The organism is Rhizobium sp. NZLR1 (assembly GCF_017357385.1).
Taxonomy (GTDB): Bacteria; Pseudomonadota; Alphaproteobacteria; order Rhizobiales; family Rhizobiaceae; genus Rhizobium.
Genome location: NZ_CP071634.1, coordinates 185,056 through 208,375 on the forward strand (window position 1 = coordinate 185,056; position 23,320 = coordinate 208,375).

The window sequence follows — 23,320 nt, forward strand, 5'->3', positions numbered from 1 at the left end:
CTGACTGCCTGATAAGAAAATGGGGAACCATGAAGGCAAATCGTAGCGATAGGCCGGTGATCCGGCCGCTTCCCGCCATGGACCGCGCGCGTCAGGTGACCGACGCGCTGGCGGATTATGTTGAGGAAGCGCGGCTGCAGGCGGGAGACCGGCTGCCGACCGAGCGTGAGCTGATGGCGGCTCTTGCCGTCGGGCGTTCGACCATTCGCGAGGCGATCCGTCACTTTCAGGCGCTGGGCGTTATCGAGACGCGCAAGGGCAGCGGCACCTATCTGCTGAAGCCGGTGTCCAGAGCGACGATCCATATGCCGCTGTCGTTCGATGCAGTGCATCTGCGCGATGCGCTGCTGCAGACGCTGGAAGTTCGCCGCGGCATCGAATGCGAAGCGGGCATGGTCGCGGCCCGCCGGCGCACGGCGAAGGATCTGGTCGTCATCGAAGAGAAACTGAACGCCATGGAGCACGTGCACCTGGAGAAGGGCACCTCCGGGCCGGAGGATCTGGCCTTCCATCTCGCCGTCTACGACGCCACCCACAATCCGCTGTTTCGCCAGTTGCTCGAGCAGATGCGCGAGACCTTCGAGCGCTTCTGGGAACATCCCTTCGACCGGCAGGATTTCGCCCGCCGGTCCTTCCCTTTTCACCGCACCCTTTTCAACGCGATCGCGGCCGGGGATGCCGAGGCGGCGCGCGTGGAAACATTGAAAATTCTCGATATCGTCGAGGAAGACATCAAGGAAATGTCCAAATGAGCAGCGGCGCAGACCCGTTCGATCTTGCTTCCCTCATCACCGCCCACGACGACGGCAATTTTGCCGACGCCGTCGTGCCGCCGATCTTCCAGACCTCGCTTTTCACCTTTTCCGATTACGACGAGATGATCACCGTCTATCGCGGCGAGAAGGTGCGGCCGACCTATACGCGCGGGCTGAACCCGACGGTGCGCGCCTTCGAGGAAATGCTGGCCAAGCTCGAGGGTGCCGAGGATGCGCTGGGTTTTGCCAGCGGCATGGCGGCGATCTCGTCTGCGGTGCTGAGCTTTGTCGAACCGGGCGACCGCATCGTCGCCGTCAAACACGTCTATCCCGATGCCTTCCGCCTGTTCGGCACGATCCTCAAGCGGATGAAGATCGAGGTGACCTATGTCGATGGGCGCGACGAGGAAGCGGTCGCCAGGGCGCTGCCCGGCGCCAAGCTCCTCTACTTGGAAAGCCCAACGAGCTGGGTGATGGAGGCGCATGATATCGGTGCGCTCGCGGCCCTCGCCAGGCAACATGGCATCGTCTCGATGATCGACAACAGCTGGGCAAGCCCGTTCTTCCAGCGGCCGCTAACGCTCGGCGTCGATCTGGTCATCCATTCCGCCTCGAAATACCTCGGCGGCCACAGTGATGTGGTGGCGGGGATCGTTGCCGGCTCGAAGGCGATGATCGCCCGCATCAAGGCCGAAGCCTATCCCTATCTCGGCGGCAAGCTATCGCCGTTCGACGCCTGGCTCCTGATCCGCGGCCTGCGCACGCTGCCGCTACGCATGCGGGCGCATGAGGCATCGGCGCTTGAAATCGCCAGGCGCCTGCAGAAGCTCGAGGTCGTGGAGACGGTCTGCCATCCCGGCCTCGCCAACCGTCTGCCCGCCGGGCTCAATGGCACCTCGGGCCTGTTTTCGTTCATCTTCCGCGAGGGTGTCGATATCCGCGCCTTTGCCGATCACCTCAAGCTCTTCAAATTGGGTGTAAGCTGGGGTGGACATGAAAGCCTGATCGTACCGGGCGAGGTGGTGCTTCAGCAGAAGGCACAGCCGAATTCCGCACATGCCTTCGGCATCCATGCGCGATCCGTACGCCTCCATGTCGGCCTCGAAGGAACCGAGGCCCTGTGGAGAGACATCGAGGAGGCGCTCGCCGCCGCCTCACAATCCTGAAACCTGAGAGAAACCTAACAAGGGGGAACCGAGCATGAAAAAGCTAATAATCTCAACGCTCTTTGCTTCGATGATGGCGGGCACGGCCTTTGCCGACACGACGCTGAAGCTCGTCGAAGTCATCACCAGCCCGGAGCGCACCGAAACGCTGAAATCGATCGTCGGCAAGTTCGAAGCCGCCAATCCCGGCACCAAGGTCGACATCATTTCGCTGCCCTGGAACGAAGCGTTCCAGAAGTTTGCGACCATGGTATCGGCCGGCGATGTGCCCGATGTGATGGAAATGCCCGATACCTGGCTGTCGCTCTATGCCAATAACGGCATGCTCGAAAGCCTCGAGCCCTATCTCGCAAAGTGGGAGCACACCAAGGAACTGACGCCGCGCGCGCTCGAACTTGGCCGCGACGTCAAGAAGACCGCCTATATGCTGCCCTACGGCTTCTATCTCCGGGCGATGTTCTACAACAAGAAGCTGCTTTCCGAAGCCGGTGTCGCAGCACCACCGAAGACGCTGGAGGAATTCACCGCTGCGTCCGAAAAGATCTCCAAACTGTCCGGCAAATACGGCTACTGCATGCGCGGTGGAGCGGGCGGCCTCAACGGCTGGATGATCTTTGCCGCCTCGATGGCCGGTTCGAACAAATACTTCAACGACGACGGCACCTCGACGATGAACAGCCCCGGCTGGGCCAAGGGCATCGAATGGATGGTCGATCTCTACAAGAAGGGTTATGCGCCGAAGGACAGCATCAACTGGGGCTTCAACGAAGTCGTCGCCGGTTTCTATTCCGGCACCTGCGCCTTCCTCGACCAGGATCCGGATGCGCTGATCGCCATCGCCGAACGCATGAAAAAAGACGATTTCGGCGTCATGCCGCTGCCGAAGGGCCCGGACGGCAAGTCCTTCCCGACCATCGGTTATGGCGGCTGGTCGATGTTTTCGACCAGCGGCAACAAGGATCTCTCCTGGAAGCTGATCGCCACCCTCGAAGGGCCGGAAGGCAATATCGAGTGGAACAAGCGCATCGGCGCCCTGCCGGCTTATACTGCGGCCGAGAAGGATCCCTTCTATGCCGGTGACCAGTTCAAGGGCTGGTTCGAGGAACTGGCGGACCCGAACACGGTACCGACGGTGATGCCGACCTACCTCGAAGAATTTGCCTTCTTCAAGGATTCGCTGGCGATCAAGACCTCGCAGCAGGCAATGCTGGGCGACATCTCGGCGAAGGATCTGGCCAACCAGTGGGCGGAATACCTGACCAAGGCGCAGCAGAAGTTCCTGACTAAGAAATAAGGATAGAGGGCTTTGTGGCAGAAGCCCCCTCATCCGCCTGCCGGCACCTTCTCCCCGCTGGGGAGAAGGGACGCGTGGCGGCGCCTCATTCCCCTTCTCCCCCAGCGGGGAGAAGGTGGCCCGTAGGGTCGGATGAGGGGGCTCCGGTCTCTCCATTCGGAAACGTCACCAATTCCCGACCGGTAAAGACAATGGAAACTGCAATCTGATGACCACTTCCGCCGATACGCTCGACATGCGTCGCGACCGCAGGCCATGGCTGCGTCGTCTTGCCGATGCTTCGGAGCCCTATCTCTACAGCGCGCCGTCGCTGATCCTGATCATCGCGGTGATGCTGGTGCCGCTGACGGTCGGCGTTTCCTATGCCTTCCGCGATATCCAGCTGCTCAATCCGTTTTCCGGCGGCTTCATCGGGCTCGATCATTTCCGCGAGCTTTCCACGGATCCTGCCTTCTATGGGGCGCTGCGGAACACGCTCTGGTGGACCGGTGCCTCCGTTGTCCTGCAGTTTACTTTCGGGCTCATCCTGGCGCTGCTGCTCGACAAGCCATTCCCAGGCCGGGCAATCGCCCAGGCGCTGGTCTTCCTGCCGTGGGCGGTGCCGTCCTTTCTCGCCGGCCTCAACTGGGCCTGGCTGTTCAATCCGGTCATCGGGCCGATCCCGCACTGGCTCTTCGCCCTCGGGCTGATGCATGAGCCGGGCAATATCCTTTCCGATCCCAATTATGCGATGTGGGGGCCGATCGTCGCCAATGTCTGGTGGGGCATTCCCTTCTTCGCCATCACGCTGCTTGCCGCCCTGCAGGCAATCCCGCGCGATCTCTACGAGGCGGCGTCGATCGACGGCGCCGGCTGGTTCCAGCGTTTCGGCTCGATCACCCTGCCGTTTCTGGCGCCGACGATCGCCATCACCGTGCTGCTGCGCACCGTCTGGATCTCCAACTTCGCCGATCTCATCGTCGTCATGACCAATGGCGGGCCGGCCGACCGCACGCAGATCGTTGCGAGCTACATCTTCACGACGGCGTTCAAGCGGCTCGATTTCGGTTATGCCTCGGCGATCGCCCTGGTGCTGCTCGGGCTGCTGCTTGCCTATTCGATGCTGATCATCCTGCTGCGGCAGACGCTGCTGAACAAGGATTGAGCCAATGAGACGATCCCTCATTCCCACCATCGCGCACCGTCTGGCAATCCTCTGCTATATCGCTTTCGCGCTCTTCCCGCTGTTCTGGCTGCTCAAGGTCTCGGTGACGCCGAACGACCTGCTCTATAGCGAAGGCGTGCGGATGTGGCCGTCGCGCACGACCTGGGAGCACTATGCCTTCGTGCTGCAGCACAGCGCCTTTCCGACCTTCTTCAAGAACAGCCTGATCGTCTCGACGTCGACGGCGGTGACGGTGACGATCTGCGCCTCACTCTCCGGCTACGCGCTGTCGCGGTTCAATTTCCGGGCCAAATACTGGATCGTCGCGCTGATGCTGCTGACCCAGATGTTTCCGCTGGTCATGCTGGTGGCGCCGATCTTCAAGATCCTGTCGCCGCTGCATCTGACCAACAGCCTGACCGGTCTCGTCATTGTCTACACCGCCTTCAACGTGCCGTTTGCCACCTTCCTGATGCAGTCCTTCTTCGACGGCATCCCGAGGGATCTCGAAGAGGCGGCGATGATCGACGGGGCGACGCAGTTCACGGCGTTTCGCCAGATCATCCTGCCGCTGACGCTGCCGGGGATCGCCGCCACGCTCGGCTTCGTCTTCACCGCCGCCTGGAGCGAGTTGTTGTTTGCGCTGATGCTGATCAACGGCAATGACGCGGCGACTTTCCCGGTCGGCCTTCTCACCTTCGTTTCGAAATTCTCGGTGGATTTCGGGCAGATGATGGCGGCGGGCGTCATGGCGCTCATTCCGGCCGGCCTCTTCTTCCTGCTCATCCAGCGTTATCTCGTCCAGGGCCTGACGGCCGGCGCGGTCAAGGGTTAAACAAATGGCATCGATCGATATCCAGAATATCCGCAAAGCCTATGGCCATGTGCAGGTGCTGCACGGCGTCGACCTCGAAATCAAGGATGGCGAGTTCGTCGTGCTCGTCGGTCCGTCCGGCTGCGGCAAGTCCACGCTGCTGCGCATGATCGCCGGGCTGGAGGAGGTCACATCAGGCGAGATCCGCATTGCAGGCGCCAGAGTGAACGAGCTTCATCCCAAGGACCGCGACATCGCCATGGTGTTCCAGTCCTATGCGCTCTATCCGCATATGAACGTCGCCGGCAATATGAGCTACAGCCTCAAGCTGCGGAAGACGGCGAAGGAGAAGATCGCGAGCGCTGTGGCTTCGGCCGCCGCCAAGCTTGGCCTCGATCCGCTGCTCGAACGGCGGCCGAAGGCGCTTTCCGGCGGCCAGCGCCAGCGCGTCGCCATGGGCCGCGCCATCGTGCGCCAACCGAAGGCCTTCCTGTTCGACGAACCGCTTTCCAACCTCGATGCGCGCCTGCGCGAACAGATGCGCGCCGAAATCAAGAAACTGCATGGCGACCTGAAGGCGACCTCGATCTACGTCACCCACGACCAGATCGAGGCGATGACGCTGGCGGACCGGATCGTCGCCATGCATGGCGGCGTCGTCCAGCAGGTCGGCAGTCCCCTGGAACTTTATGACCGCCCTGCCAATCTTTTTGTCGCCGGCTTCATCGGCTCGCCGGGAATGAATTTCCTCGAGGCGAGCTATGTCGAAGGCGGCGTCAAGCTGCAGGACGGCACGATCGTGCCGCTGGCAAAGCCGCTGCCGCTGGGAGACGGCGCCAAGGTGACGCTCGGCATCCGGCCGGAGCACGTGCTGATGACCAATGATGGGGCAGGACTTGCCACCGATGTCGAACTCGTCGAACCCACCGGTTTCGGCATCATCCTGCACCTTGCCCTGCACGGCCTGCCGTTCAAGATCTTCACGCTCGATCGCGAAGCGCTGAAGGCAGGCCCGAAGGTGAACGTGGCCTTCCCGGCCCAGTATCTGCACGTCTTCGACGGCGAGGGAAAGCGCATCGACTGAACGGCAATTCTCTCGCGTCGCGAGCGGAAAAATCTTTTGCCGCATCCTCCGCGAGGATTATATCTCTCGGGTGATCTTTCTGGATTGGATGCCATGACCGATACCGTTCTCGACCGCTTTCTCCGTTATACCGTTATCGACACGCAATCCGATCCTGCCTCGTCGACGCAGCCGACCACCGAAAAACAGAAGGATCTCGGCCGGATTCTGGTCGATGAACTGCTGAAGATCGGCCTTGCCGACGCGCATCTCGATGAACACGGTTATGTCTACGCGACCATTCCTGGAAATAGCGACAAGACGGTGCCGGTCATCTGTTTCTGCTCGCACATGGATACGGCGCCCGATTTCAGCGGCACGAATGTCAAGCCGCAGATCATCCGGAACTATGCCGGTGGGGATATCAGGCTTGCCGGCGATGCAAGCCGGGTCATCCGCGTTTCCGAGCATCCCGAGCTGAACAATCAGATCGGCAACGACATCGTCACGACCGATGGCACGACATTGCTCGGCGCCGACGACAAGGCGGGATTGGCGGAAATCATGACCGCGGCCCAGTTCCTTGTCGACAATCCAGCTCTCCGGCACGGGACGATCAAAATCCTGTTCACGCCCGACGAAGAGGTCGGGCGCGGCGTCAACAAGGTCGACCTCAGGAAACTCGGCGCCGACTTTGCCTATACGATGGACGGCGAGACCGCCGGCCATATCGAGGACGAGACCTTCTCGGCCGATGGTGTGGAGATCGGCATAGCAGGCGTGGCGATCCATCCGGGTTTCGCCAAGGATCGTATGGAGAACGCCATCAAGATCGCCGGCGCCATCATCGACCGGCTGCCGAGGGAGATGGCGCCCGAGACCACCGAGGGAAAGCAGGGTTTCATCCATGCGACAGGGGTGACCGGCTCGATGGAGAAGGCGTCGCTCAGCCTCATCATCCGCGACTTCACCGATAAGGGGCTGGTGGAAAAGGAAGCCATGCTCGAAGCCATCGTCAAGGAGGTCATGGCTGGCTATCCCGGCTCGACCTATTATTTCCAGGTCAAGGAGCAGTATCGCAACATGAAGGTGGTGCTCGACCGGCACCCGCAAATCGTCGACAACGCCATCGAAGCGGTGCGCCGGGCCGACATGACGCCGGTGCGCGGCAGCATCCGCGGCGGCACCGACGGCTCGCGCCTCTCCTTCATGGGTCTGCCGTGCCCAAACATATTCGCCGGCGGCCACGCCTTCCACTCGCCGCTCGAATGGGTCAGCCGCCAGGATATGGAAAAGGCAGTCAAGACGATCGTCGAGCTTGCCAGGGTCTGGGAAGAGCGCGCTTAAGGCGCGCGTTCACTTCAAAACCGAAACTGGTTTAGCCGCCGTTCGCTGCAATGCTGCCGCGCAGCATGACGCTGTCATAGGCGGGGCGGGGAATGGGGATCGCGATCGGCATTCCCGGGTCGGGTTCGATTGAGGTTTCCGGCGAAGTCACCGGTGCCGTGATCTGCATCGGCATGGGATTAGCGATGGGCGCCATACGTGCCGTAGGCGCCATATTTATCGCCGACATCGTGCTCGCCGTCGCCAACGGATCCGGAGCCGGGAGAGGAACGGGAACAGCCGAGGGGATCAGCGCCTCGAATTGCGGCGGCAGCATGCTTTCGCCCGGCACATAATTCATCGCCACCTCGTAGGCGGGCAGCGGCGGCGGTGTCTCGAGCATGCCATCGGAGTCGCGCTTCTCGTAGAAGGCGTTACCGCCGGCGACCGTCACATAATGCATGTTGTTGTAGGGGAATTTCAGCCCGTCGGTGTGGAAGAACATTGCATCCTTCACTGCCGGATGGCGTGCGCCCTTCAGGATCGCGTCGGCGGCGGTCGCCAGCTCGGTTTCGGCCTGCGGCTTGACTTCGCGCGTCATCACGCCGGGCGCAAACTGTTTTTCCTGGGCGACGACGCCGCAGATCGAAGGAGGATAGGCGCCGGAGGTGAGCCGGTTCATGACGACGGTTCCGACAGCCATATAGCCGTCCTCATCCGAATGCTGCGATTCAAAATACATCGCGCGCTGCAGGCAGTCGCGATCCTTGGTCGTATAATTGAAAGTGACCTTCGCCGCGTGAACCTGCTTGGTCTTCGCCGACGTTGCCGCCGGTTTCGATGTCGTCGTGCAGCCTGCGGCCGCCAGCCCTGCGAACAAAATCCCGATCAGGGATTTTCCAAAGGAAATCTCCGCCCTCAACGCCAGGTGCCTCCTGTGGGATTAGTCCTACTTTTTATCGTGAAAATCTTTTACTCGTCATGTGACTAAAATACAAACAACCATAGATCACAAAAAGCCAAATGGACTCTCGCGACATGAGAGTCCTGCAAGGAGCCGGGTCATTGGCGACAACCTCCATCAGCTGCGGAACAGCTTCCAGCGGGTCGGCTTGAAGGCCACGCGGTTGCGGTCGAGCCTGTCGGCCTCGCTCGGCGGCAGCTCGATCTCGATATGCGGGCGGTCATTGCCGATATCCAATTCGATATGGCGGGTACCGGCCACGCGGCGGCTGGAAACCGGCTGGCCGGCAATGCAGTTTTCAGCCGATTCGCAGAGCCTGACGTCATGCGGGCGGAAGTAGAGCTGCGCAGGGCCCTCCGGCTCACTATCGGCATTGAGGCCGAGCGAACGGCCTTCAAAGCGGATGTCACCATCGGAGATTTCGACCTGCAGGCAGTTCGACTGGCCGATGAAGCCGAAGACGAAGGGAGAATTCGGGTTGTCGTAGACCTCATCCGGCGTGCCGACCTGTTCGATCGCCCCCTGGCTCATGACGACGACGCGGTCGGCAAGCTCCAGGGCCTCGTCCTGGTCGTGGGTAACGAAGACGGTGGTGTGACCGGTGCGGTCATGGATATCGCGCAGCCATTTACGCAGATCCCTGCGCACCTGGGCGTCGAGCGCCCCGAAGGGCTCGTCGAGCAGCAGCACGTTCGGCTCGACGGCCATGGCGCGGGCAAGCGCCACACGCTGGCGCTGACCGCCGGAAAGCTGGGCGGGGTAGCGTTTTTCGAGACCGGAAAGCTGGACGAGGTCGAGCAGTTCCAGCGCTCGCTTGCGGATATCGGCCTTGGCGGGCCGCCGTGCGCTGTTCCTGACCTTCAGGCCGAAGGAGACATTGTCGAGCACCGTCATGTAGCGGAACAGAGCATAGTGCTGGAAGACGAAGCCGATATTGCGCTGCTGAACGGTTTTCTTCGAGGCGTCCTCGTCGCCGAAGAAGATCAGACCCTCCGTTGGGCTTTCGAGGCCGGCGATCAGCCGCAGCAATGTCGTCTTGCCGGAGCCCGAAGGGCCGAGCAGTGCGATGAGCTCGCCGGAGCGGATGTCGAGCGAGACATCGTGCAGCGCCGGAAAACGATCGAATTCCTTGCGGATGTTTTGAACGCGTACTTCCATTCCAAATCCTTCAGTGCCGCCGGCTGGCGGCGATTTCAGCGCTATAGCGCATTTCCAGCAGCGTCTTCAAAACAAGAGTGACGAGCGCCAGCAAGGCCAAAAGTGTGGCGACGGCAAAAGCGCCGGTGAAATTATACTCGTTATAGAGGATCTCCACCTGCAGCGGCATGGTGTTTGTCTGGCCGCGGATGTGGCCTGACACCACCGAGACGGCGCCGAACTCGCCCATGGCGCGGGCGTTGCAGAGCAGCACCCCGTAGAGCAGGCCCCATTTGATATTCGGCAGCGTCACGTGCCAGAAGGTCTGCCAGCCGCTGGCGCCGAGCGAAAGGGCTGCCTCTTCGTCGGCCGTTCCTTGTTCCTGCATCAGCGGGATCAGCTCGCGGGCGACGAAGGGGAAGGTGACGAACATGGTGGCGAGGATCAACCCCGGCACCGCAAACAGGATCTTGATGTCATGAGCGCTGAGCCACTGGCCGAGCCAGGTATTGGCGCCGAACAACAGCACGAAGACCAGGCCCGATATGACGGGTGAGACCGAGAAGGGCATGTCGATCAGCGTCGTCAGAAAGGCCTTGCCCTTGAACTCGAACTTGGCGATCGCCCAGGCGGCGGTGACCCCGAAGACGAGGTTGAGGGGAACGCTGACGCCGGCAACGATCAGTGTCAGGCGGATCGCCGAGAAGGTCTCGGCGTCTGCGAGCGCCTGGAGGAACGGGCCGGCACCCTTGCGGAAGGCCTCGACGAAGACGGCCGCGAGCGGCAGCAGCAGTATCAGCAGCAGGAAGACCATCGAGACGATGATCAGCGTGCGGCGCGCGATCCGGTTTTCGGTGGTCACCGAACGCAGCTTGACCGGTTGAACGGTTGACTCAAGCGCCATAGCCGTACCTCCGCCTGCTCCAGCTCTGGATGAGGTTGATGACGAGCAGCATGGCGAACGAGATGATCAGCATGATCGCCGCAATGCCGGTCGCTGCCGCGTAATTATACTCTTCGAGTTTGATGATGATCAAAAGCGGTGCGATCTCCGATTTGAACGGCAGGTTGCCGGCGATGAAGATGACCGAGCCGTATTCGCCGACGCCGCGGGCAAAGGCGAGCGCAAAGCCGGTGAGCGCGGCAGGCGCCAGCCCCGGCAGCAGCACGCGGAAAATCGTCTGGAAGCGATTGGCGCCGAGCGTTGCGGCTGCTTCCTCGACCTCCTTGTCGATTTCCTCCATGACCGGTTGCACCGTGCGCACCACGAACGGCAGGCCGACGAAGATCAGCGCCACGACGATGCCGGCCGGGGTGAAGGCGATCTTGATGCCGAGCGGCGTCAGAAACTGGCCGATCCAGCCATTCGGCGCATAAAGCGTCGTCAGTGCGATGCCGGCAACGGCGGTCGGCAGCGCGAAGGGAAGGTCGACCATGGCATCGATGATGCGTTTGCCGGGAAAGCGGTAGCGCACCAGCACCCAGGCAAGCAGGACGCCGAAGACGGCATTGACGATCGCGGCGATGAAGGCGCTGCCGAAGCTGATGCGCAGCGCGTTCAGCGTGCGCGGATCGAGCGCGATCGACCAGAATTTCTCCCAGCCGAGCGCGCTCGACCGGACGGCAAGGCCCGAGAGCGGGATGAGGATCAGAAGGGTGAGCCAGGTCAAGGTAAAGCCGAGCGTCATTCCGAAACCCGGAATGACGCTCGGCCGCCTGAACCGCCACCGCGTGGGGCTATGTGCTTTCATGAAGTCTATTATTGGGCCGGCTTGTAGATCTGGTCAAATACCCCGCCGTCGCCGAAGAATTTCGGCTGCGCTTCTTTCCAGCCGCCGAAGTCGTCGATGGTCGCGAGCGTCAGCTTCGGGAAGCGGGCTATGTCGGCCGGATCGGCGGCTTCCGGCTTGATCGGCCGGTAATAGTGCTTGGCGGCGATCTTCTGGCCTTCGTCCGAATAAAGGTAGTTGAGATAGGCTTCGGCGACCTTCCGTGTACCCTTCTTGTCGACATTGCCGTCGACGATGGCAACCGGCGGGTCGGCGCGGATCGAGAAGCTCGGCGTCACGATCTCGAACTGGTCGGGACCGAGTTCTTCGAGCGAAAGATAGGCTTCATTTTCCCAGGCAAGCAGCACGTCGCCGAGGCCGCGCTGGACGAAGGTGGTCGTGGCGCCGCGCGCGCCGGTGTCGAGAACTGGAACGTGCTGCAGCAGTTTCGCAACATAATCCTGCGCCTTGGCTTCGTCGCCGCCATTCGCCTGCTTGGCCCATGCCCAGGCAGCGAGGAAGTTCCAGCGGGCGCCGCCCGATGTCTTCGGGTTCGGGGTGATGACCTGCACGTCGTCCTTGACCAGGTCGCCCCAATCCTTGATGCCCTTCGGGTTGCCCTTGCGCACGAGGAAGACGATCGTCGACGTATAGGGCGTCGAATTATTGGGGAATTTTGTCTTCCAGTCGGCCGGGATCTTGCCGGTCGCCTTGGCGATGGCGTCGATATCACCTTCGAGCGCCAGGGTGACGACGTCGGCGTCGAGACCGTCGATGACGGAGCGGGCCTGGGCGCCGGAACCGCCATGCGAGGCTTGGATCGTCACGGTTTCACCGCTGTCCTTTTGCCACTTGGCAGCAAAGGCAGCATTGAAATCCTTATACAATTCGCGAGTCGGATCATAGGAAACGTTGAGCAGCGTCTGATCCGCGAAAGCGGGAGCAATGCTCCCGATCGCGAAGCTGCCCGCCATGACCGCGGCCGCGAGGAGCCGGGTGAGCCGTTGTGTCTGCATGGGAACCCTCCTGTTTTCTGTCTTAACTCTATCAAGTCAGTCGTATAATGAAACAAAGGTTCTTCCGGTTCCGGCCCTGCCGTTAGAATGTCATTCCATTTGAGGGGTGATTTTGAAATAGACGTGTCGAAGTTGGCCGCGGCCAATTCGTTGCCGCCGCCGTCGGCCGCGGGACCGTGTTTTTTTCGCCACAGTTCCTCCACTAAAGCGCCGTGGTGCTGCTGATTTTTGCCCAGATTTTGCCGCGATGACACTTGCGGATTCCTATATGGCCCCCGTGCGGTCGTATTCTCCGACCGCTACGTGGGGGCATCCCTTGAAATGCGCCTCGCATTCCAAACCTGTTAGGGCCATTCAAAATGAATATCAGAACTATCCTTTTTGCCTCCGTTGCCGCCCTTGCCGCGGCCTCCGGAGCCCGCGCAGCCGACGCCATCGTGGCGGCGGAACCCGAGCCCGTGGAATATGTTCGCGTTTGCGACGCCTACGGTACCGGCTATTTTTATATTCCGGGGACGGAAACATGCCTTTCGATCGGCGGCTACATTCGTACCGAAGTGCGCTTCGGTAAGCAGATCTCCGGCGATTCCGACGTAGACTTCTGGACTCGCGGTCAGGTCACCTTCCAGGCCAAGAACGACACCGAGTACGGTACGCTCACCGGTGTCATCACGCTGCGTTACAATGTCGACAATGCCACCGACCAGGAAGCATTGCTGGATGAAGGCTATATCGATATTGCCGGATTCCGCGTCGGTAAGCTGTACAGCTGGTGGGATGACGACATGAGCGGCGAGACCGATACGCTCGCCAGCAACGAGACGACCCACAACTCGATCCGTTATCAGTACGAGTCCGGCGCTTTCGCCGCCGGCATCTCGGTCGACGAACTGGAAGACGACTACGCCACCAAGCCGGGCGACGGTCCGAACAATTTTGGTGTCGCAGGCCAGGTCTCCTACAAGGCCGGCGCCATCAGTGCTTACCTGCTTGCCGGTTATGACACCGACACCAGCGAAGTCGCGGTCCGTGGCATCGTTTATGCCGACATCGGCCCGGGCACGCTCGGCATTGCCGGCGTATGGGCAAGCGGCGCCAACTACTACTACGAAGAGTCCGAATGGACGATCGCAGCAGAATACGCCTTGAAGATCAATGATAAGTGGTCGGTCACCCCCGGCTTCCAGTACTTCGAAAATATCGCTCTCGACGCTGACGGCAACGGCTTCAGCGGCGGCAGCGCCTACACCACCGGCGTCACGATCGACTACCGTATCGTTGACGACCTCAGGACGAAGCTCAGCGTGCAATATCACGATGAGGACGAAGGCGACGACGAAGTGTTCGGCTTCCTGCGCTTCCAGCGCGACTTCTAGCGCATAACCCCGAAAATCGTCATCGATTTTCGGAAAGGATTATGCGCCAGTTCAAAGCGTTAGAGCGTCCTTAGCGCGTCCTTTCGGACGCGCGGCGCTCTAAGATAGTCTGATTGCAGACGAGGAGGCGCGACCTTTGGGCCGCGCCTTTTTCATACCCTGGAATCGGCGATGAAATCGGAATAGAATTCGTCGACCGTCCTTGCCTTGCGCATGGCGGCAAGCACGCCGTCCGATTGCAGCCGCCGGGCGATGGCGGAAAGCACGTTCAGATATTCACCGCGATTGTTTTCCCCGAAGAGCAGCACGAAGGCGATGTCGGTCGGGATATCGTCGATCGCCTCGAAATCCAGCGGCTGGGCGAAGCGGAGGAGAAGGCCGCGCGGGCTGGTCATGCCGTCGATCGCCGCATGCGGAATGGCGATACCGTTGCCGATCCCCGTGGAGCCGAGCTTCTCGCGCGTTTCAAGCGCTTTCAGGATGGTCTGGCCGTCGACAGAGAAGGCCTTGGCCGCCTTATCCGCTATACCCTGCAGCGCGCGCCATTTCGTCGGCGCCGACACGCCGATGAAGGTGTGTTCCGGTCGGATGATGTTGGGAAGGTTCATGTCATTCTCTATGCTGTCTGGGCTCGATGCTGTTCTGGTTCGTTCGGGCAGCGGGAGGGAAGGGCGTTCAGTCCGGTTCCCTGAGCCGGTAGCCGACGCCGGTCTCGGTGGTGATATAGTGCGGCTGGTCGGGAATCTGCTCGACTTTTTGCCGCAGCTGCCTGATGTAGACGCGCAGATACTGCACATCCGCTGCCGGTCCCCATACCTGCTTTAGAAGAAACTGGTGTGTCAGCACCTTGCCCGCGTGCTGGGCGAGCACCCGCAGGATGTCGTATTCCTTCGGCGACAGCTTTATGTCCTGGCCGTCGACCTTAACGATACGCTTGACCAGATCGATCGACAGCCCGCCCGTCTGAAAGATCGCCTTTTCGCCCTGCTGCTGCAGGCGGTGGCGCAGCGCCACGCGAATGCGGGCGCCGAGTTCGTTGACGCCGAAGGGTTTGGTGACGTAATCGTCGGCCCCGCTTTCCAGCGCCTTGACGATGCCGGCCTCGTCTGTGCGGCTGGAAAGGATGACGATGGGCATGGAATGCCCTTGGTCGCGCCACTCCTGCAGCAGGTCGTGGCCCGATGTATCGGGCAGGCCGAGGTCGAGCACGATGAGGTCGGGCATGGCGTCGGCGACCGACTGACGGGCGTTGGCCGCGTTGGCCGCCTCCTGTACCTCGTAACCCTGCGCGGTCAGGCCGACGCGGAGCAGCTTGCGGATCGGAGGCTCATCGTCGACGACAAGGATTTTGACGGTTGAGCCGCTCATCAAAGTTCATCCAGTTTCGGAATGTCGGTGGGTTTTGGCAGGCGGATGGTGAAGACCGCGCCTGGGCGGCCCGGCCGGTTGCTGGCGGTAATCGTGCCGCCCATCGCCTCGATGAAGCCGCGGCAGATGGAAAGGCCGAGGCCGGTGCCGGCGCGCACCTGATCGCCCTTGCGCACACGATAGAAGGTGTCGAACACACGGTTGAGATCGGCCGGCGGGATGCCCAGGCCTTCGTCCACGACCTGCAGAACGACGTAATCGGCATCCGCCCAGCCCCCGATGTCGATCACCGATCCCTCGGGCGCGTATTTTGCGGCATTGTCGAGCAGGTTGAACATCACCTGCTCGAACAGGACAGGATCGACACGCACCATCGGCAGGTCGGCGGGGATATGCATCTCGGTTTTGTGGCGCTCGAGGATCTTTGCGGCGCGACGGAGTGCGCTGCCGGCGATATCGCCGGCATAATGCAGCGCATGGTTCGGTTCCATCGCGCCGGATTCGATCTTGGTCATATCGAGCAGATTGGCGATGAAGCGGTTGAGGCGCTCGGATTCGTCGACGACGGTGGCAAGCAGGTCGCTACGATCCTCCTCCGGCATCGAGGCAAAATAGTCGCGCAGCGTGCCGGCGGCGCCGAGGATGGCGGCAAGCGGTGTCTTCAAGTCGTGCGAGATCGAGGTGAGCAGCGCCGAGCGCAGCCGGTCGGCTTCGGCCGCGAGCCTTGCCCGATCGACATCGGCGACAAGCTGGACACGCTCGATGGCAAGGGCCGCCTGGTCGGCCAGTGCATCGAGCAGCCGCTGCTGCTCGGGTGTCAGCAGCGGCCCGTCGCGGCGGTCGCTGTCGAGGCCGATGACGCCGACGGCGGTGCGCCCGGTTCTGAGCGGTACGTAGAGGCGTTTGGCGCCGGGCAGGGTATCGGCGCCGCGACCGGCGGCGTGATTGTGTTCCCAGGCCCAGCGAGCGGCGGCGATATCGGCATCGTCGAGCGTATCGTCGGGTGGGTAGCCGGCCTTGACGGCGATGCCGCCCTCTTCCGGCAGCAGCAGCACGACGCGGACCTTCAGCATCGAAGCGAGCTGGAAGGCGGTCGCCCAGAGGACGTCGTCGAGCGTGCCGGTGCCGGCGAGCTTTTTCGAGAAGAGATAGAGGTCTTCGGTCGTGCGCGCCCGCTGCCTCGCGGCGGCGGCCTGGCGCTGCACGGTCGCGGTCAGGTTGCTAGCGATGATGGCGACGCCGAGGAAGAAGAACAGGGCCAGCACGCTTTCCGGATCGCTGATCGTCAGCGTGTAGCGCGGCGGCAGGAAAAAGAAATTGAAGGACAGTGCGCTGAGGATGCAGCTGTAAAGTGCCGGCCGCAGGCCGTGAAGCACGGCGGAGGTCAGCACCGCCATCAGGAAGACCAGGGCGAGGTTGCGGACGTCAAGCACCTGGTCGAGCACGACGCCGACGCCGAGCGCAATAGCGACATAGACGGTCGCCAGCAGGTAGGCTCTGAAATCCAGTGGCGGTGCGATGGCGGCCGCCCTGACCCCGCGCGCGGTCGTGCCATCCTTCTCGCTGCCTGAGATGACATGGACGCTGATCTCGCCTGTCTTGCGGATCAGTTCGTCGGTGATCGAGCGGTTCCACCAGTCGCGCCAGGTCGGCTTCTTCGGGGCGCCGATGACGATGTGGGTGACGTTGTTGGCGGTGGCGTGGCGGACGAGTTCTTCGGCCACCTCGCGGCCGGGAAGGGTGATCGCCTCGCCGCCGAGCTGTTCAGCAAGGCGCAGGGTGGCGGCGACGGTATCGCGCTCGGCTTCGCTGAGATTGATCGAGCGGTTGGTCTCGATATAGACGGCCGCCCAGGGGGCGCGCAGCCGCGAGGCCATGCGGGCGGCGTAACGCACCAGCGAGGCGGAGCGCGGGTGATGGTCGACCGAGACGAGGACACGTTCGCCCGCCGCCCAGGGGCCTGAGATGGCGTGGGCCTGCATGTGGGTCAGCAGTTGGTCGTCGACGCGCTGCGCCGTCTTGCGCAGCGCCAGTTCCCTGAGCGCCGTCAGGTTGCCGGGGGTAAAGTAGTTGGTCAGCGCCCGCTCGGCGGTGCGCGGCATGTAGACCTTGCCGTCGTGCAGACGCTTAATGAGATCGTCCGGCGTCAGATCGATGATCTCGACGTCATCGGCAATGTCGATGATGGAGTCCGGCACCGTCTCGCGCACGCGGATGCGGGTGATTTGCGAGACGACGTCGTTCAGGCTTTCGACATGCTGGATGTTCAGCGTCGTATAAACGTCGATGCCGCGATCGAGCAATTCCCTGACGTCGAGGTAACGTTTCGGATGGCGGCTGCCCTCGGCATTGCTATGGGCGAGTTCGTCGACCAGCACGAGATCAGGCCGGCGGGCGAGGATTCCGTCGAGATCCATCTCCTGGAGCAGCCGGCCCCTATAGTCGATTTCGACGCTGGGAATGATTTCGAAACCGGCGACGAGCGCCTCGGTCTCCTTGCGGCCGTGGGTCTCGACGACGCCGATGACGACATCGAGGCCATCGGCGATCTTGGCGCGGCCGGAGATCAGCATCTCGTAAGTCTTGCCGACGCCCGGGGCGGCACCGAGAAAGATCTTCAGACGGCCGCGCGTTTCCGCCCGGGCTTTTTCGAGAAGCGCATCGGGCGATGGCCTGCCGGCCTGGTCGCGATTGTCGTCTGGCATGGGTGTGGTCTTTCATGTCGGCGAGGCTTGCTCCACTTTCCCTCATTGCTGTGACGAGCACAGCAATGAGGGAAAGGCTGTGGCCCGCCTACCTTCACTCAGTCATAGAAGCATCAAGCCGCTGGTTCAACGCCAGAACATTGACGGTGGGCTCGCCGAGAAGGCCGAGTTCACGGGCCTGAACGACGCCGTCGACCAGCGCCTTGACCTTGGCCTCGTCCAGGCTTCGCGCCTTGGCGACGCGGGTCACCTGGAAGTAGGCCGCCTCCGGCGAAATATCGGGATCGAGGCCGCTGCCCGACGCGGTGACGAGGTCGGCGGGCACCTCCGAATTCGGGCTCGCCGCCTTGGCGGTCTCGTAATCGTCTTTGACGCGGTCGATCAGTTTCTTGCTGGTCGGGCCGAGGTTCGAGCCGCTGGAGGCAGCGGCATTATAGCCGTCGCCGGTAGCCGAAGGGCGGCCGTGGAAATACTTGTCGCTGCTAAAGGCCTGGCCGATCAGCGCCGAGCCGATCACCTCACCGTTCTTCTCGATCAGGCTGCCGTTCGCCTGGCTGGGAAAGAGGGCTTGGGCAGCACCGGTCATGGCGAGCGGATAAAGAAGCCCGGTGATGGCGGTGGTGGCGACAATCATGACGACGGCCGGGCGAAATTCTTTCAACATTGTTGTTACTCCTTGGAGTGTTTCAGGCGAGGCCGAGGGCTGCGACGGCCATGTCGATCGCCTTGATGCCGATGAACGGGACGATGATGCCGCCGAGGCCGTAGATCAGCAGGTTGCGCGATAAGAGCGCGCCTGCGCCGATCGGACGGTAGCGCACACCTTTCAGCGACAGCGGGATCAGCGCGACGATGATCAGTGCGTTGAAGATGATCGCCGAGAGAATGGCGCTTTGCGGCGTCGAAAGCCCCATGACGTTCAGGACGCCGAGCTGCGGATAGAAGGTCAGGAACATCGCCGGGATGATGGCGAAGTACTTGGCGATGTCGTTGGCGATCGAAAACGTCGTCAGCGCGCCGCGCGTCATCAACAACTGCTTGCCGATCTCGACGATCTCGATCAGCTTCGTCGGGTCGCTGTCGAGATCGACCATGTTGCCGGCCTCGCGGGCGGCGACCGTGCCGGTGTTCATGGCGACGCCGACATCGGCCTGGGCAAGCGCCGGCGCATCGTTGGTGCCGTCGCCGCACATGGCGACGAGCTTGCCCTTGGCCTGTTCCTCGCGCATCAGCGCCAGCTTCATCTCCGGCGTCGCCTGGGCAAGGAAGTCGTCGACGCCGGCCTCGGCAGCGATGGCGGCTGCCGTCAGCGGGTTGTCGCCTGTGATCATCACGGTGCGGATGCCCATGCGGCGCAGCTCGGTGAAGCGCTCGCGGATGCCGCCCTTGACGATGTCCTTCAGCTGGATGACGCCGAGCAGCCTGCCGTCGCGGGCAACGGCCAGCGGCGTGCCGCCCGATTTGGCGACCTCGTCGGCGGTCGACTGCAGTTCGCGCACGACCTCGCTGCCATTCTTTGAAGACGCGTCGCCATTGACATAGGTCAGCACGGCATCGACCGCACCCTTGCGGATCGAGGCGCCTTCAAGATCGACGCCGCTCATGCGGGTCTGGGCGGTGAAGGGCACGAAGGTCGCCTTGAGGCTCGCCATGTCGCGGCCGCGGATCGCATATTTCTCCTTGGCGAGCACGACGATGGAGCGTCCCTCAGGCGTTTCGTCGGCCAGCGAGGCGAGCTGGGCGGCATCGGCGAGATCCTGTTCGGAGACGCCGCGAACCGGGCGGAAGCTCGTCGCCTGGCGATTGCCGAGGGTGATCGTGCCTGTTTTGTCGAGCAGCAGCGTGTCGACATCGCCGGCGGCCTCGACGGCGCGGCCGGACATGGCGAGCACGTTGAAGCGGACCAGGCGGTCCATGCCGGCAATGCCGATTGCCGACAGCAGCGCGCCGATCGTCGTGGGGATCAGCGTGACGAAGAGCGCGACGAGCACGATGATCGGGATCGAGCCGCCGGCATAGATGGCAAAGCTCGGGATCGTCGCGGTGGCGAGCACGAAGATCAGCGTCATGCCGGCCAGCAGGATGTTGAGCGCGATCTCGTTCGGCGTCTTTTGGCGTTCAGCACCTTCGACTAGCGCAATCATCCGGTCGATGAAGGTCGAGCCGGCCGCTGCGGTGATGCGCACGCGGATCCAGTCGGACAGCACCTGGGTGCCGCCGGTCACTGCCGAGCGGTCGCCGCCGGATTCGCGGATGACGGGAGCGGATTCGCCGGTGATCGCCGCCTCGTTGACGGAGGCCACACCTTCGATGACTTCGCCGTCCGAGGGAATGATGTCGCCAGCCTCGACGAGCACGACGTCGCCGACCTTGAGGCTGGTGCCGGGCACCATGCGGTAGTCGCTGCCATTGTTGGCAGTCAGCAGCTTGGCTTGGGTCTCGGTGCGCGCCTTGCGCAGCGAATCCGCCTGCGCCTTGCCGCGGCCCTCGGCAACCGCCTCGGCGAAATTGGCAAACAGCACGGTGAACCAGAGCCAGAGATTGATCTGGAAGGAGAAACCGAGATTGCAGTTGCCGGCCGCGAGATCGCGCAGGAAAAGCACGGTGGTCAGCACCGAGACCGTGGCCACCACAAACATGACCGGATTTCTGGCAAGTGCCCGTGGGTCGAGCTTCTTGAAGGCGGGGCCCACGGCCGGAATGAGAATGCGACTATCGACGATACTCGCGGATTTTGCCTGGCTCATAAGAGGCTCCAGCTTGGAAAGAGGATGGCGAACCGGATGCCGGTCAGCCCTGTCAAATCGTGAGGATCGCTGCGGCATCACCTCAAAAGGTCTGGCCGGCGATCATCACCAGGTGCTCGACGACGGGGCCGAGCGCCAAGGCCGGGAAGAAGGTCAGGCCGCCGACGATCAGGATCGTGCCGACGAGCAGCCCGACGAAGAGTGGACCATCCGTGGGGAAAGTGCCTGCCGAGGCCGGAACCGTCTTCTTGCCGATCAGCGAGCCGGCGATGGCCAGTGCCGGGATGATGACCAGGAAGCGGCCGGCGAGCATGCCGATGCCGAGCGTCACGTTGTACCAGGGTGTATTGCCTGTCAGCCCGCCGAAAGCCGAGCCGTTATTGGCCGCAGCCGAGGTATAGGCGTAGAGGATTTCGGAGAAGCCATGCGGGCCGGCCGTGCCGATCGAGGCGACGGCGGACGGCAGCACCGTGGCGATCGCGGTGAAAACCAGCATGGCAAGCGGCAAGCAGAGGATGGCGAGAACGGCCATCTTCATTTCCTTCGCCTCGATCTTCTTGCCGAGATATTCCGGCGTGCGGCCGACCATCAGGCCGGCGACGAAGACGGCGACGATGATGAACAGCAGGATACCGTAAAAGCCGGCGCCGACACCGCCGACGATGACTTCGCCGAGCTGCATGTTGATCAACGGAACGAGGCCGCCGAGCGCGGTGAAACTGCCATGCATGGCGTTGACCGCGCCGCAGGAGGCGGCGGTGGTGATGACCGCAAACAGCGAAGACAGGGCGACGCCGAAGCGGACTTCCTTGCCTTCCATGTTGCCGCCGCCAAGACCGAAGGCGTGCATCAATGGGTTACCAGCGGCTTCCGCCCAATAGGTGACGGTGACGCCGGCGAGGAACAGCACGCCCATCGTCGCGAGGATCGCCCAGCCCTGGCGCTGGTTGCCGACCATGCGGCCGAAGACGTTGGTCAGCGCCGCGCCGATTGCGAAGATCGAAACCATCTGGATGAGGTTGGAGACCGCATCGGGGTTTTCGAAGGGATGGGCCGAATTGGCGTTGAAGAAGCCGCCGCCATTGGTGCCGAGCATCTTGATCGCAAGCTGCGAGGCGACGGGGCCGACGGCGATCGTCTGCTGCGCGCCTTCGAGCGTCGTCGCATTGACATAGGGTCCGAGCGTCTGCGGCACGCCGAGATAGACATAGATGAGCGTCAGCACGATGCAGATCGGCAGCAGCACATAGAAGGTGGCCCTCGTCATATCGACCCAGAAATTGCCGATGGCCTTGCCCGACGTGCGCGCGAAGGCGCGGATGAAGGCAAGTGCGATGGCGATGCCCGTCGCCGCGGAGGCGAAGTTCTGGACGGTGAAGCCAGCCATCTGGGTCAGATAGGACATCGTGCTTTCGCCGCCGTAGTTCTGCCAGTTGGTGTTGCTGACGAAACTGACGGCGGTGTTGAACGAAAGCTCCGGCGGGACGGCCGCCATGCCGGCCGGATTATAGGGAAGGCCGGCCTGCAGGCGCTGCAGCGCATAAAGCACGATGACGCCGAGAAGGTTGAAGAGCAGCATGGCAAAGGCATAGGAGGTCCAATGCTGTTCCTCGCGTTCGCCCGTGCCGGCCATGCGGTAAAGTCGCCGTTCGATCGGAACGAGGACGGGTGACAGGAAAGTGCGCTCGCCGCTGAATACACGCGTCATGTAGCCGCCGAGCGGTTTGACGAGCACCAGGATGATCCCGCAGTAAAGCAGGATCTGAAGCCATCCGTTGAGGGTCATGGAGGTAAACTTTCAATACCCGGCTGCTTCTCGGTCGCATGCGCGACCTCAGAAGCGCCAGTTCTTTTCAGAAGCGTTCCGGGCGAAGCAGAGCGTAGGTGAGGTAGACAGTGAGAAACACGGTTACGGCACCGCTCAAGACATAATCGAGGGTCATCGTCGTTTCTCCTGTCAAAGCCTGTCGCAGGCTCTTGTGTAGGCAAAGCACAGCGCGAAGAATATGATCGCGGTGCCAAGCAGAATGATATCCATCATGATCGTGACTCCTGTTGTTCTTGTTGGAGTCAGACAAGACAAAGGGCGCACACCCTGGGGGGGTCGCCTTTCATGCTTTCTGGCGTGGAGATGATCTTTTCGATCTCTCGGAGATCAATATGGAACCGAAGGGCATAAAGGTTCGAGACGAGCAAGGAGCCGTCAATATAAAAATCTCATAAATGCTTTTCAGCGAGCGAGCTAAGGATCGATCCGGAACCGGTATTGGCCTTGGGCGCTGCGGCCGTCCATCGAGAGGACACGCCAGTCGATGGTATAGAGGCCGGGCGCCATGGCAGGGTCGAGCGGGACCTTGAAGATCGATCCTTCAGGACCGGAGAGAAATGGCTTGCCGGTGGGAAGCGCCAAACCCTCAGCATCGAACAGGATGGCCGTCGAGCGGGCAAGATTGACCGGGCCGGTGAAGGTGAGCGCGAGATTGGCCGGCACCACCCTTTCTTCCTGCTGCGGCGGGAGCGATGCTTGTTCGAGGGCCGCAGACGCCCCACTTGCGGCAAAGAGCAGGGATGCGAACAGACAGAATGACACGATCGATTTCATGATGGTCTTCCTTATCTTGCTGATCCGCATCTGCCCGGAGTCATCATGCTTCCGTGGCGCCGTGCCGGCTCATG

21 protein-coding genes are annotated in these 23,320 nt (G+C 62.1%); 8 read left to right on the top strand and 13 right to left on the bottom strand.

The window, feature by feature from the left end; genetic code table 11:
• The first annotated feature begins 29 nt into the window (after positions 1-29).
• The 7 genes from J3O30_RS27495 to pepT all read left to right on the top strand — a co-directional run bounded on the left by J3O30_RS27495 (position 30) and on the right by pepT (position 7,583).
• Entirely contained in the window at positions 30-752 is a 723-nt protein-coding gene (locus J3O30_RS27495; protein WP_207585570.1) for a FadR/GntR family transcriptional regulator, read from the top strand.
• The gene (locus tag J3O30_RS27500; RefSeq protein WP_207585571.1) at positions 749-1,921 is read left to right on the top strand and encodes a PLP-dependent transferase; all 1,173 of its coding nucleotides are present in this window, start codon (positions 749-751) and stop codon (positions 1,919-1,921) included. The genes J3O30_RS27495 and J3O30_RS27500 overlap by 4 nt, the downstream gene beginning before the upstream one ends.
• Positions 1,922-1,955: 34 nt before the next feature.
• Positions 1,956-3,215, top strand: coding sequence for a sugar ABC transporter substrate-binding protein (locus J3O30_RS27505; RefSeq protein ID WP_207585572.1), 1,260 nt, complete (start codon positions 1,956-1,958; stop codon positions 3,213-3,215).
• A 208-nt stretch (positions 3,216-3,423) separates the two neighbouring features.
• The gene (locus tag J3O30_RS27510; protein ID WP_207585573.1) at positions 3,424-4,359 is read left to right on the top strand and encodes a sugar ABC transporter permease; all 936 of its coding nucleotides are present in this window, start codon (positions 3,424-3,426) and stop codon (positions 4,357-4,359) included.
• A 4-nt stretch (positions 4,360-4,363) separates the two neighbouring features.
• A complete protein-coding gene (locus tag J3O30_RS27515; RefSeq protein WP_207585574.1) occupies positions 4,364-5,194 on the top strand; it encodes a carbohydrate ABC transporter permease in 831 nt (276 codons plus the stop codon).
• Between the two features lie 4 nt (positions 5,195-5,198).
• Positions 5,199-6,257 (top strand): sn-glycerol-3-phosphate ABC transporter ATP-binding protein UgpC, encoded by a 1,059-nt coding sequence (ugpC, locus tag J3O30_RS27520; RefSeq protein ID WP_207585575.1) that lies wholly within the window; start codon positions 5,199-5,201, stop codon positions 6,255-6,257.
• 93 nt (positions 6,258-6,350) lie between these two features.
• Positions 6,351-7,583, top strand: coding sequence for a peptidase T (gene pepT, locus J3O30_RS27525; RefSeq protein ID WP_207585576.1), 1,233 nt, complete (start codon positions 6,351-6,353; stop codon positions 7,581-7,583).
• Between the two features lie 31 nt (positions 7,584-7,614).
• Here pepT and J3O30_RS27530 read toward each other — a convergent pair whose 3' ends face one another.
• From J3O30_RS27530 to J3O30_RS27550, 5 genes are all read right to left on the bottom strand, one after another.
• Positions 7,615-8,484, bottom strand: coding sequence for a cell wall hydrolase (locus J3O30_RS27530; protein WP_207585577.1), 870 nt, complete (start codon positions 8,482-8,484; stop codon positions 7,615-7,617).
• A gap of 159 nt (positions 8,485-8,643) precedes the next feature.
• Positions 8,644-9,684 (bottom strand): sulfate/molybdate ABC transporter ATP-binding protein, encoded by a 1,041-nt coding sequence (locus J3O30_RS27535; protein ID WP_207585578.1) that lies wholly within the window; start codon positions 9,682-9,684, stop codon positions 8,644-8,646.
• Between the two features lie 10 nt (positions 9,685-9,694).
• A complete protein-coding gene (gene cysW / locus J3O30_RS27540) occupies positions 9,695-10,567 on the bottom strand; it encodes a sulfate ABC transporter permease subunit CysW (protein WP_207585579.1) in 873 nt (290 codons plus the stop codon).
• Complete coding sequence (gene cysT / locus J3O30_RS27545) at positions 10,557-11,414, bottom strand: sulfate ABC transporter permease subunit CysT (RefSeq protein WP_207585580.1); 858 nt, start codon at positions 11,412-11,414, stop codon at positions 10,557-10,559. Before cysT ends, cysW begins: the two co-directional genes overlap by 11 nt.
• An 8-nt stretch (positions 11,415-11,422) precedes the next feature.
• On the bottom strand, positions 11,423-12,448 hold the full coding sequence (locus J3O30_RS27550; RefSeq protein ID WP_207585581.1) for a sulfate ABC transporter substrate-binding protein: 1,026 nt from the start codon (positions 12,446-12,448) through the stop codon (positions 11,423-11,425).
• A 359-nt stretch (positions 12,449-12,807) separates the two neighbouring features.
• Between J3O30_RS27550 and J3O30_RS27555 the strand changes: the two genes are divergently transcribed.
• Positions 12,808-13,824: a porin gene (locus J3O30_RS27555; RefSeq protein ID WP_207585582.1), complete on the top strand. Its 1,017-nt coding sequence runs from the start codon at positions 12,808-12,810 to the stop codon at positions 13,822-13,824.
• 152 nt (positions 13,825-13,976) lie between these two features.
• Here J3O30_RS27555 and J3O30_RS27560 read toward each other — a convergent pair whose 3' ends face one another.
• The 8 genes from J3O30_RS27560 to J3O30_RS27595 form a co-directional block, all read right to left on the bottom strand.
• A complete protein-coding gene (locus J3O30_RS27560) occupies positions 13,977-14,432 on the bottom strand; it encodes a PTS sugar transporter subunit IIA (protein WP_207585583.1) in 456 nt (151 codons plus the stop codon).
• Between the two features lie 67 nt (positions 14,433-14,499).
• The gene (locus J3O30_RS27565) at positions 14,500-15,192 is read right to left on the bottom strand and encodes a response regulator transcription factor (protein WP_207585584.1); all 693 of its coding nucleotides are present in this window, start codon (positions 15,190-15,192) and stop codon (positions 14,500-14,502) included.
• Positions 15,192-17,897: a sensor histidine kinase KdpD gene (locus J3O30_RS27570; protein WP_207585585.1), complete on the bottom strand. Its 2,706-nt coding sequence runs from the start codon at positions 17,895-17,897 to the stop codon at positions 15,192-15,194. The genes J3O30_RS27565 and J3O30_RS27570 overlap by 1 nt, the downstream gene beginning before the upstream one ends.
• 94 nt (positions 17,898-17,991) lie before the next feature.
• On the bottom strand, positions 17,992-18,561 hold the full coding sequence (gene kdpC, locus J3O30_RS27575; protein WP_207585586.1) for a potassium-transporting ATPase subunit KdpC: 570 nt from the start codon (positions 18,559-18,561) through the stop codon (positions 17,992-17,994).
• Positions 18,562-18,583: 22 nt separating this feature from the next.
• The gene (gene kdpB / locus J3O30_RS27580; RefSeq protein WP_207585587.1) at positions 18,584-20,644 is read right to left on the bottom strand and encodes a potassium-transporting ATPase subunit KdpB; all 2,061 of its coding nucleotides are present in this window, start codon (positions 20,642-20,644) and stop codon (positions 18,584-18,586) included.
• A gap of 82 nt (positions 20,645-20,726) precedes the next feature.
• Complete coding sequence (gene kdpA, locus J3O30_RS27585; RefSeq protein WP_207585588.1) at positions 20,727-22,430, bottom strand: potassium-transporting ATPase subunit KdpA; 1,704 nt, start codon at positions 22,428-22,430, stop codon at positions 20,727-20,729.
• Between the two features lie 67 nt (positions 22,431-22,497).
• Complete coding sequence (locus J3O30_RS27590) at positions 22,498-22,587, bottom strand: K(+)-transporting ATPase subunit F (RefSeq protein WP_003547774.1); 90 nt, start codon at positions 22,585-22,587, stop codon at positions 22,498-22,500.
• Between the two features lie 299 nt (positions 22,588-22,886).
• Positions 22,887-23,246: a copper resistance protein CopC gene (locus tag J3O30_RS27595; protein WP_207585589.1), complete on the bottom strand. Its 360-nt coding sequence runs from the start codon at positions 23,244-23,246 to the stop codon at positions 22,887-22,889.
• Between the last annotated feature and the right edge of the window lie 74 nt (positions 23,247-23,320).

Bases quoted from the DNA above. Each gene is read 5' to 3' on its own strand.
- J3O30_RS27565 (WP_207585584.1), bottom strand. From the start codon at position 15,192: ATGAGCGGCTCAACCGTCAAAATCCTTGTCGTCGACGATGAGCCTCCG.
- J3O30_RS27510 (WP_207585573.1), top strand. From the start codon at position 3,424: ATGACCACTTCCGCCGATACGCTCGACATGCGTCGCGACCGCAGGCCA.
- J3O30_RS27550 (WP_207585581.1), bottom strand. From the start codon at position 12,448: ATGCAGACACAACGGCTCACCCGGCTCCTCGCGGCCGCGGTCATGGCG.
- pepT (WP_207585576.1), top strand. From the start codon at position 6,351: ATGACCGATACCGTTCTCGACCGCTTTCTCCGTTATACCGTTATCGAC.
- J3O30_RS27495 (WP_207585570.1), top strand. From the start codon at position 30: ATGAAGGCAAATCGTAGCGATAGGCCGGTGATCCGGCCGCTTCCCGCC.
- J3O30_RS27560 (WP_207585583.1), bottom strand. From the start codon at position 14,432: ATGAACCTTCCCAACATCATCCGACCGGAACACACCTTCATCGGCGTG.
- J3O30_RS27595 (WP_207585589.1), bottom strand. From the start codon at position 23,246: ATGAAATCGATCGTGTCATTCTGTCTGTTCGCATCCCTGCTCTTTGCC.
- J3O30_RS27570 (WP_207585585.1), bottom strand. From the start codon at position 17,897: ATGCCAGACGACAATCGCGACCAGGCCGGCAGGCCATCGCCCGATGCG.
- kdpC (WP_207585586.1), bottom strand. From the start codon at position 18,561: ATGTTGAAAGAATTTCGCCCGGCCGTCGTCATGATTGTCGCCACCACC.
- kdpA (WP_207585588.1), bottom strand. From the start codon at position 22,430: ATGACCCTCAACGGATGGCTTCAGATCCTGCTTTACTGCGGGATCATC.
- J3O30_RS27500 (WP_207585571.1), top strand. From the start codon at position 749: ATGAGCAGCGGCGCAGACCCGTTCGATCTTGCTTCCCTCATCACCGCC.
- cysT (WP_207585580.1), bottom strand. From the start codon at position 11,414: ATGAAAGCACATAGCCCCACGCGGTGGCGGTTCAGGCGGCCGAGCGTC.
- kdpB (WP_207585587.1), bottom strand. From the start codon at position 20,644: ATGAGCCAGGCAAAATCCGCGAGTATCGTCGATAGTCGCATTCTCATT.
- J3O30_RS27515 (WP_207585574.1), top strand. From the start codon at position 4,364: ATGAGACGATCCCTCATTCCCACCATCGCGCACCGTCTGGCAATCCTC.
- cysW (WP_207585579.1), bottom strand. From the start codon at position 10,567: ATGGCGCTTGAGTCAACCGTTCAACCGGTCAAGCTGCGTTCGGTGACC.
- J3O30_RS27590 (WP_003547774.1), bottom strand. From the start codon at position 22,587: ATGACCCTCGATTATGTCTTGAGCGGTGCCGTAACCGTGTTTCTCACT.
- J3O30_RS27535 (WP_207585578.1), bottom strand. From the start codon at position 9,684: ATGGAAGTACGCGTTCAAAACATCCGCAAGGAATTCGATCGTTTTCCG.
- J3O30_RS27555 (WP_207585582.1), top strand. From the start codon at position 12,808: ATGAATATCAGAACTATCCTTTTTGCCTCCGTTGCCGCCCTTGCCGCG.
- ugpC (WP_207585575.1), top strand. From the start codon at position 5,199: ATGGCATCGATCGATATCCAGAATATCCGCAAAGCCTATGGCCATGTG.
- J3O30_RS27505 (WP_207585572.1), top strand. From the start codon at position 1,956: ATGAAAAAGCTAATAATCTCAACGCTCTTTGCTTCGATGATGGCGGGC.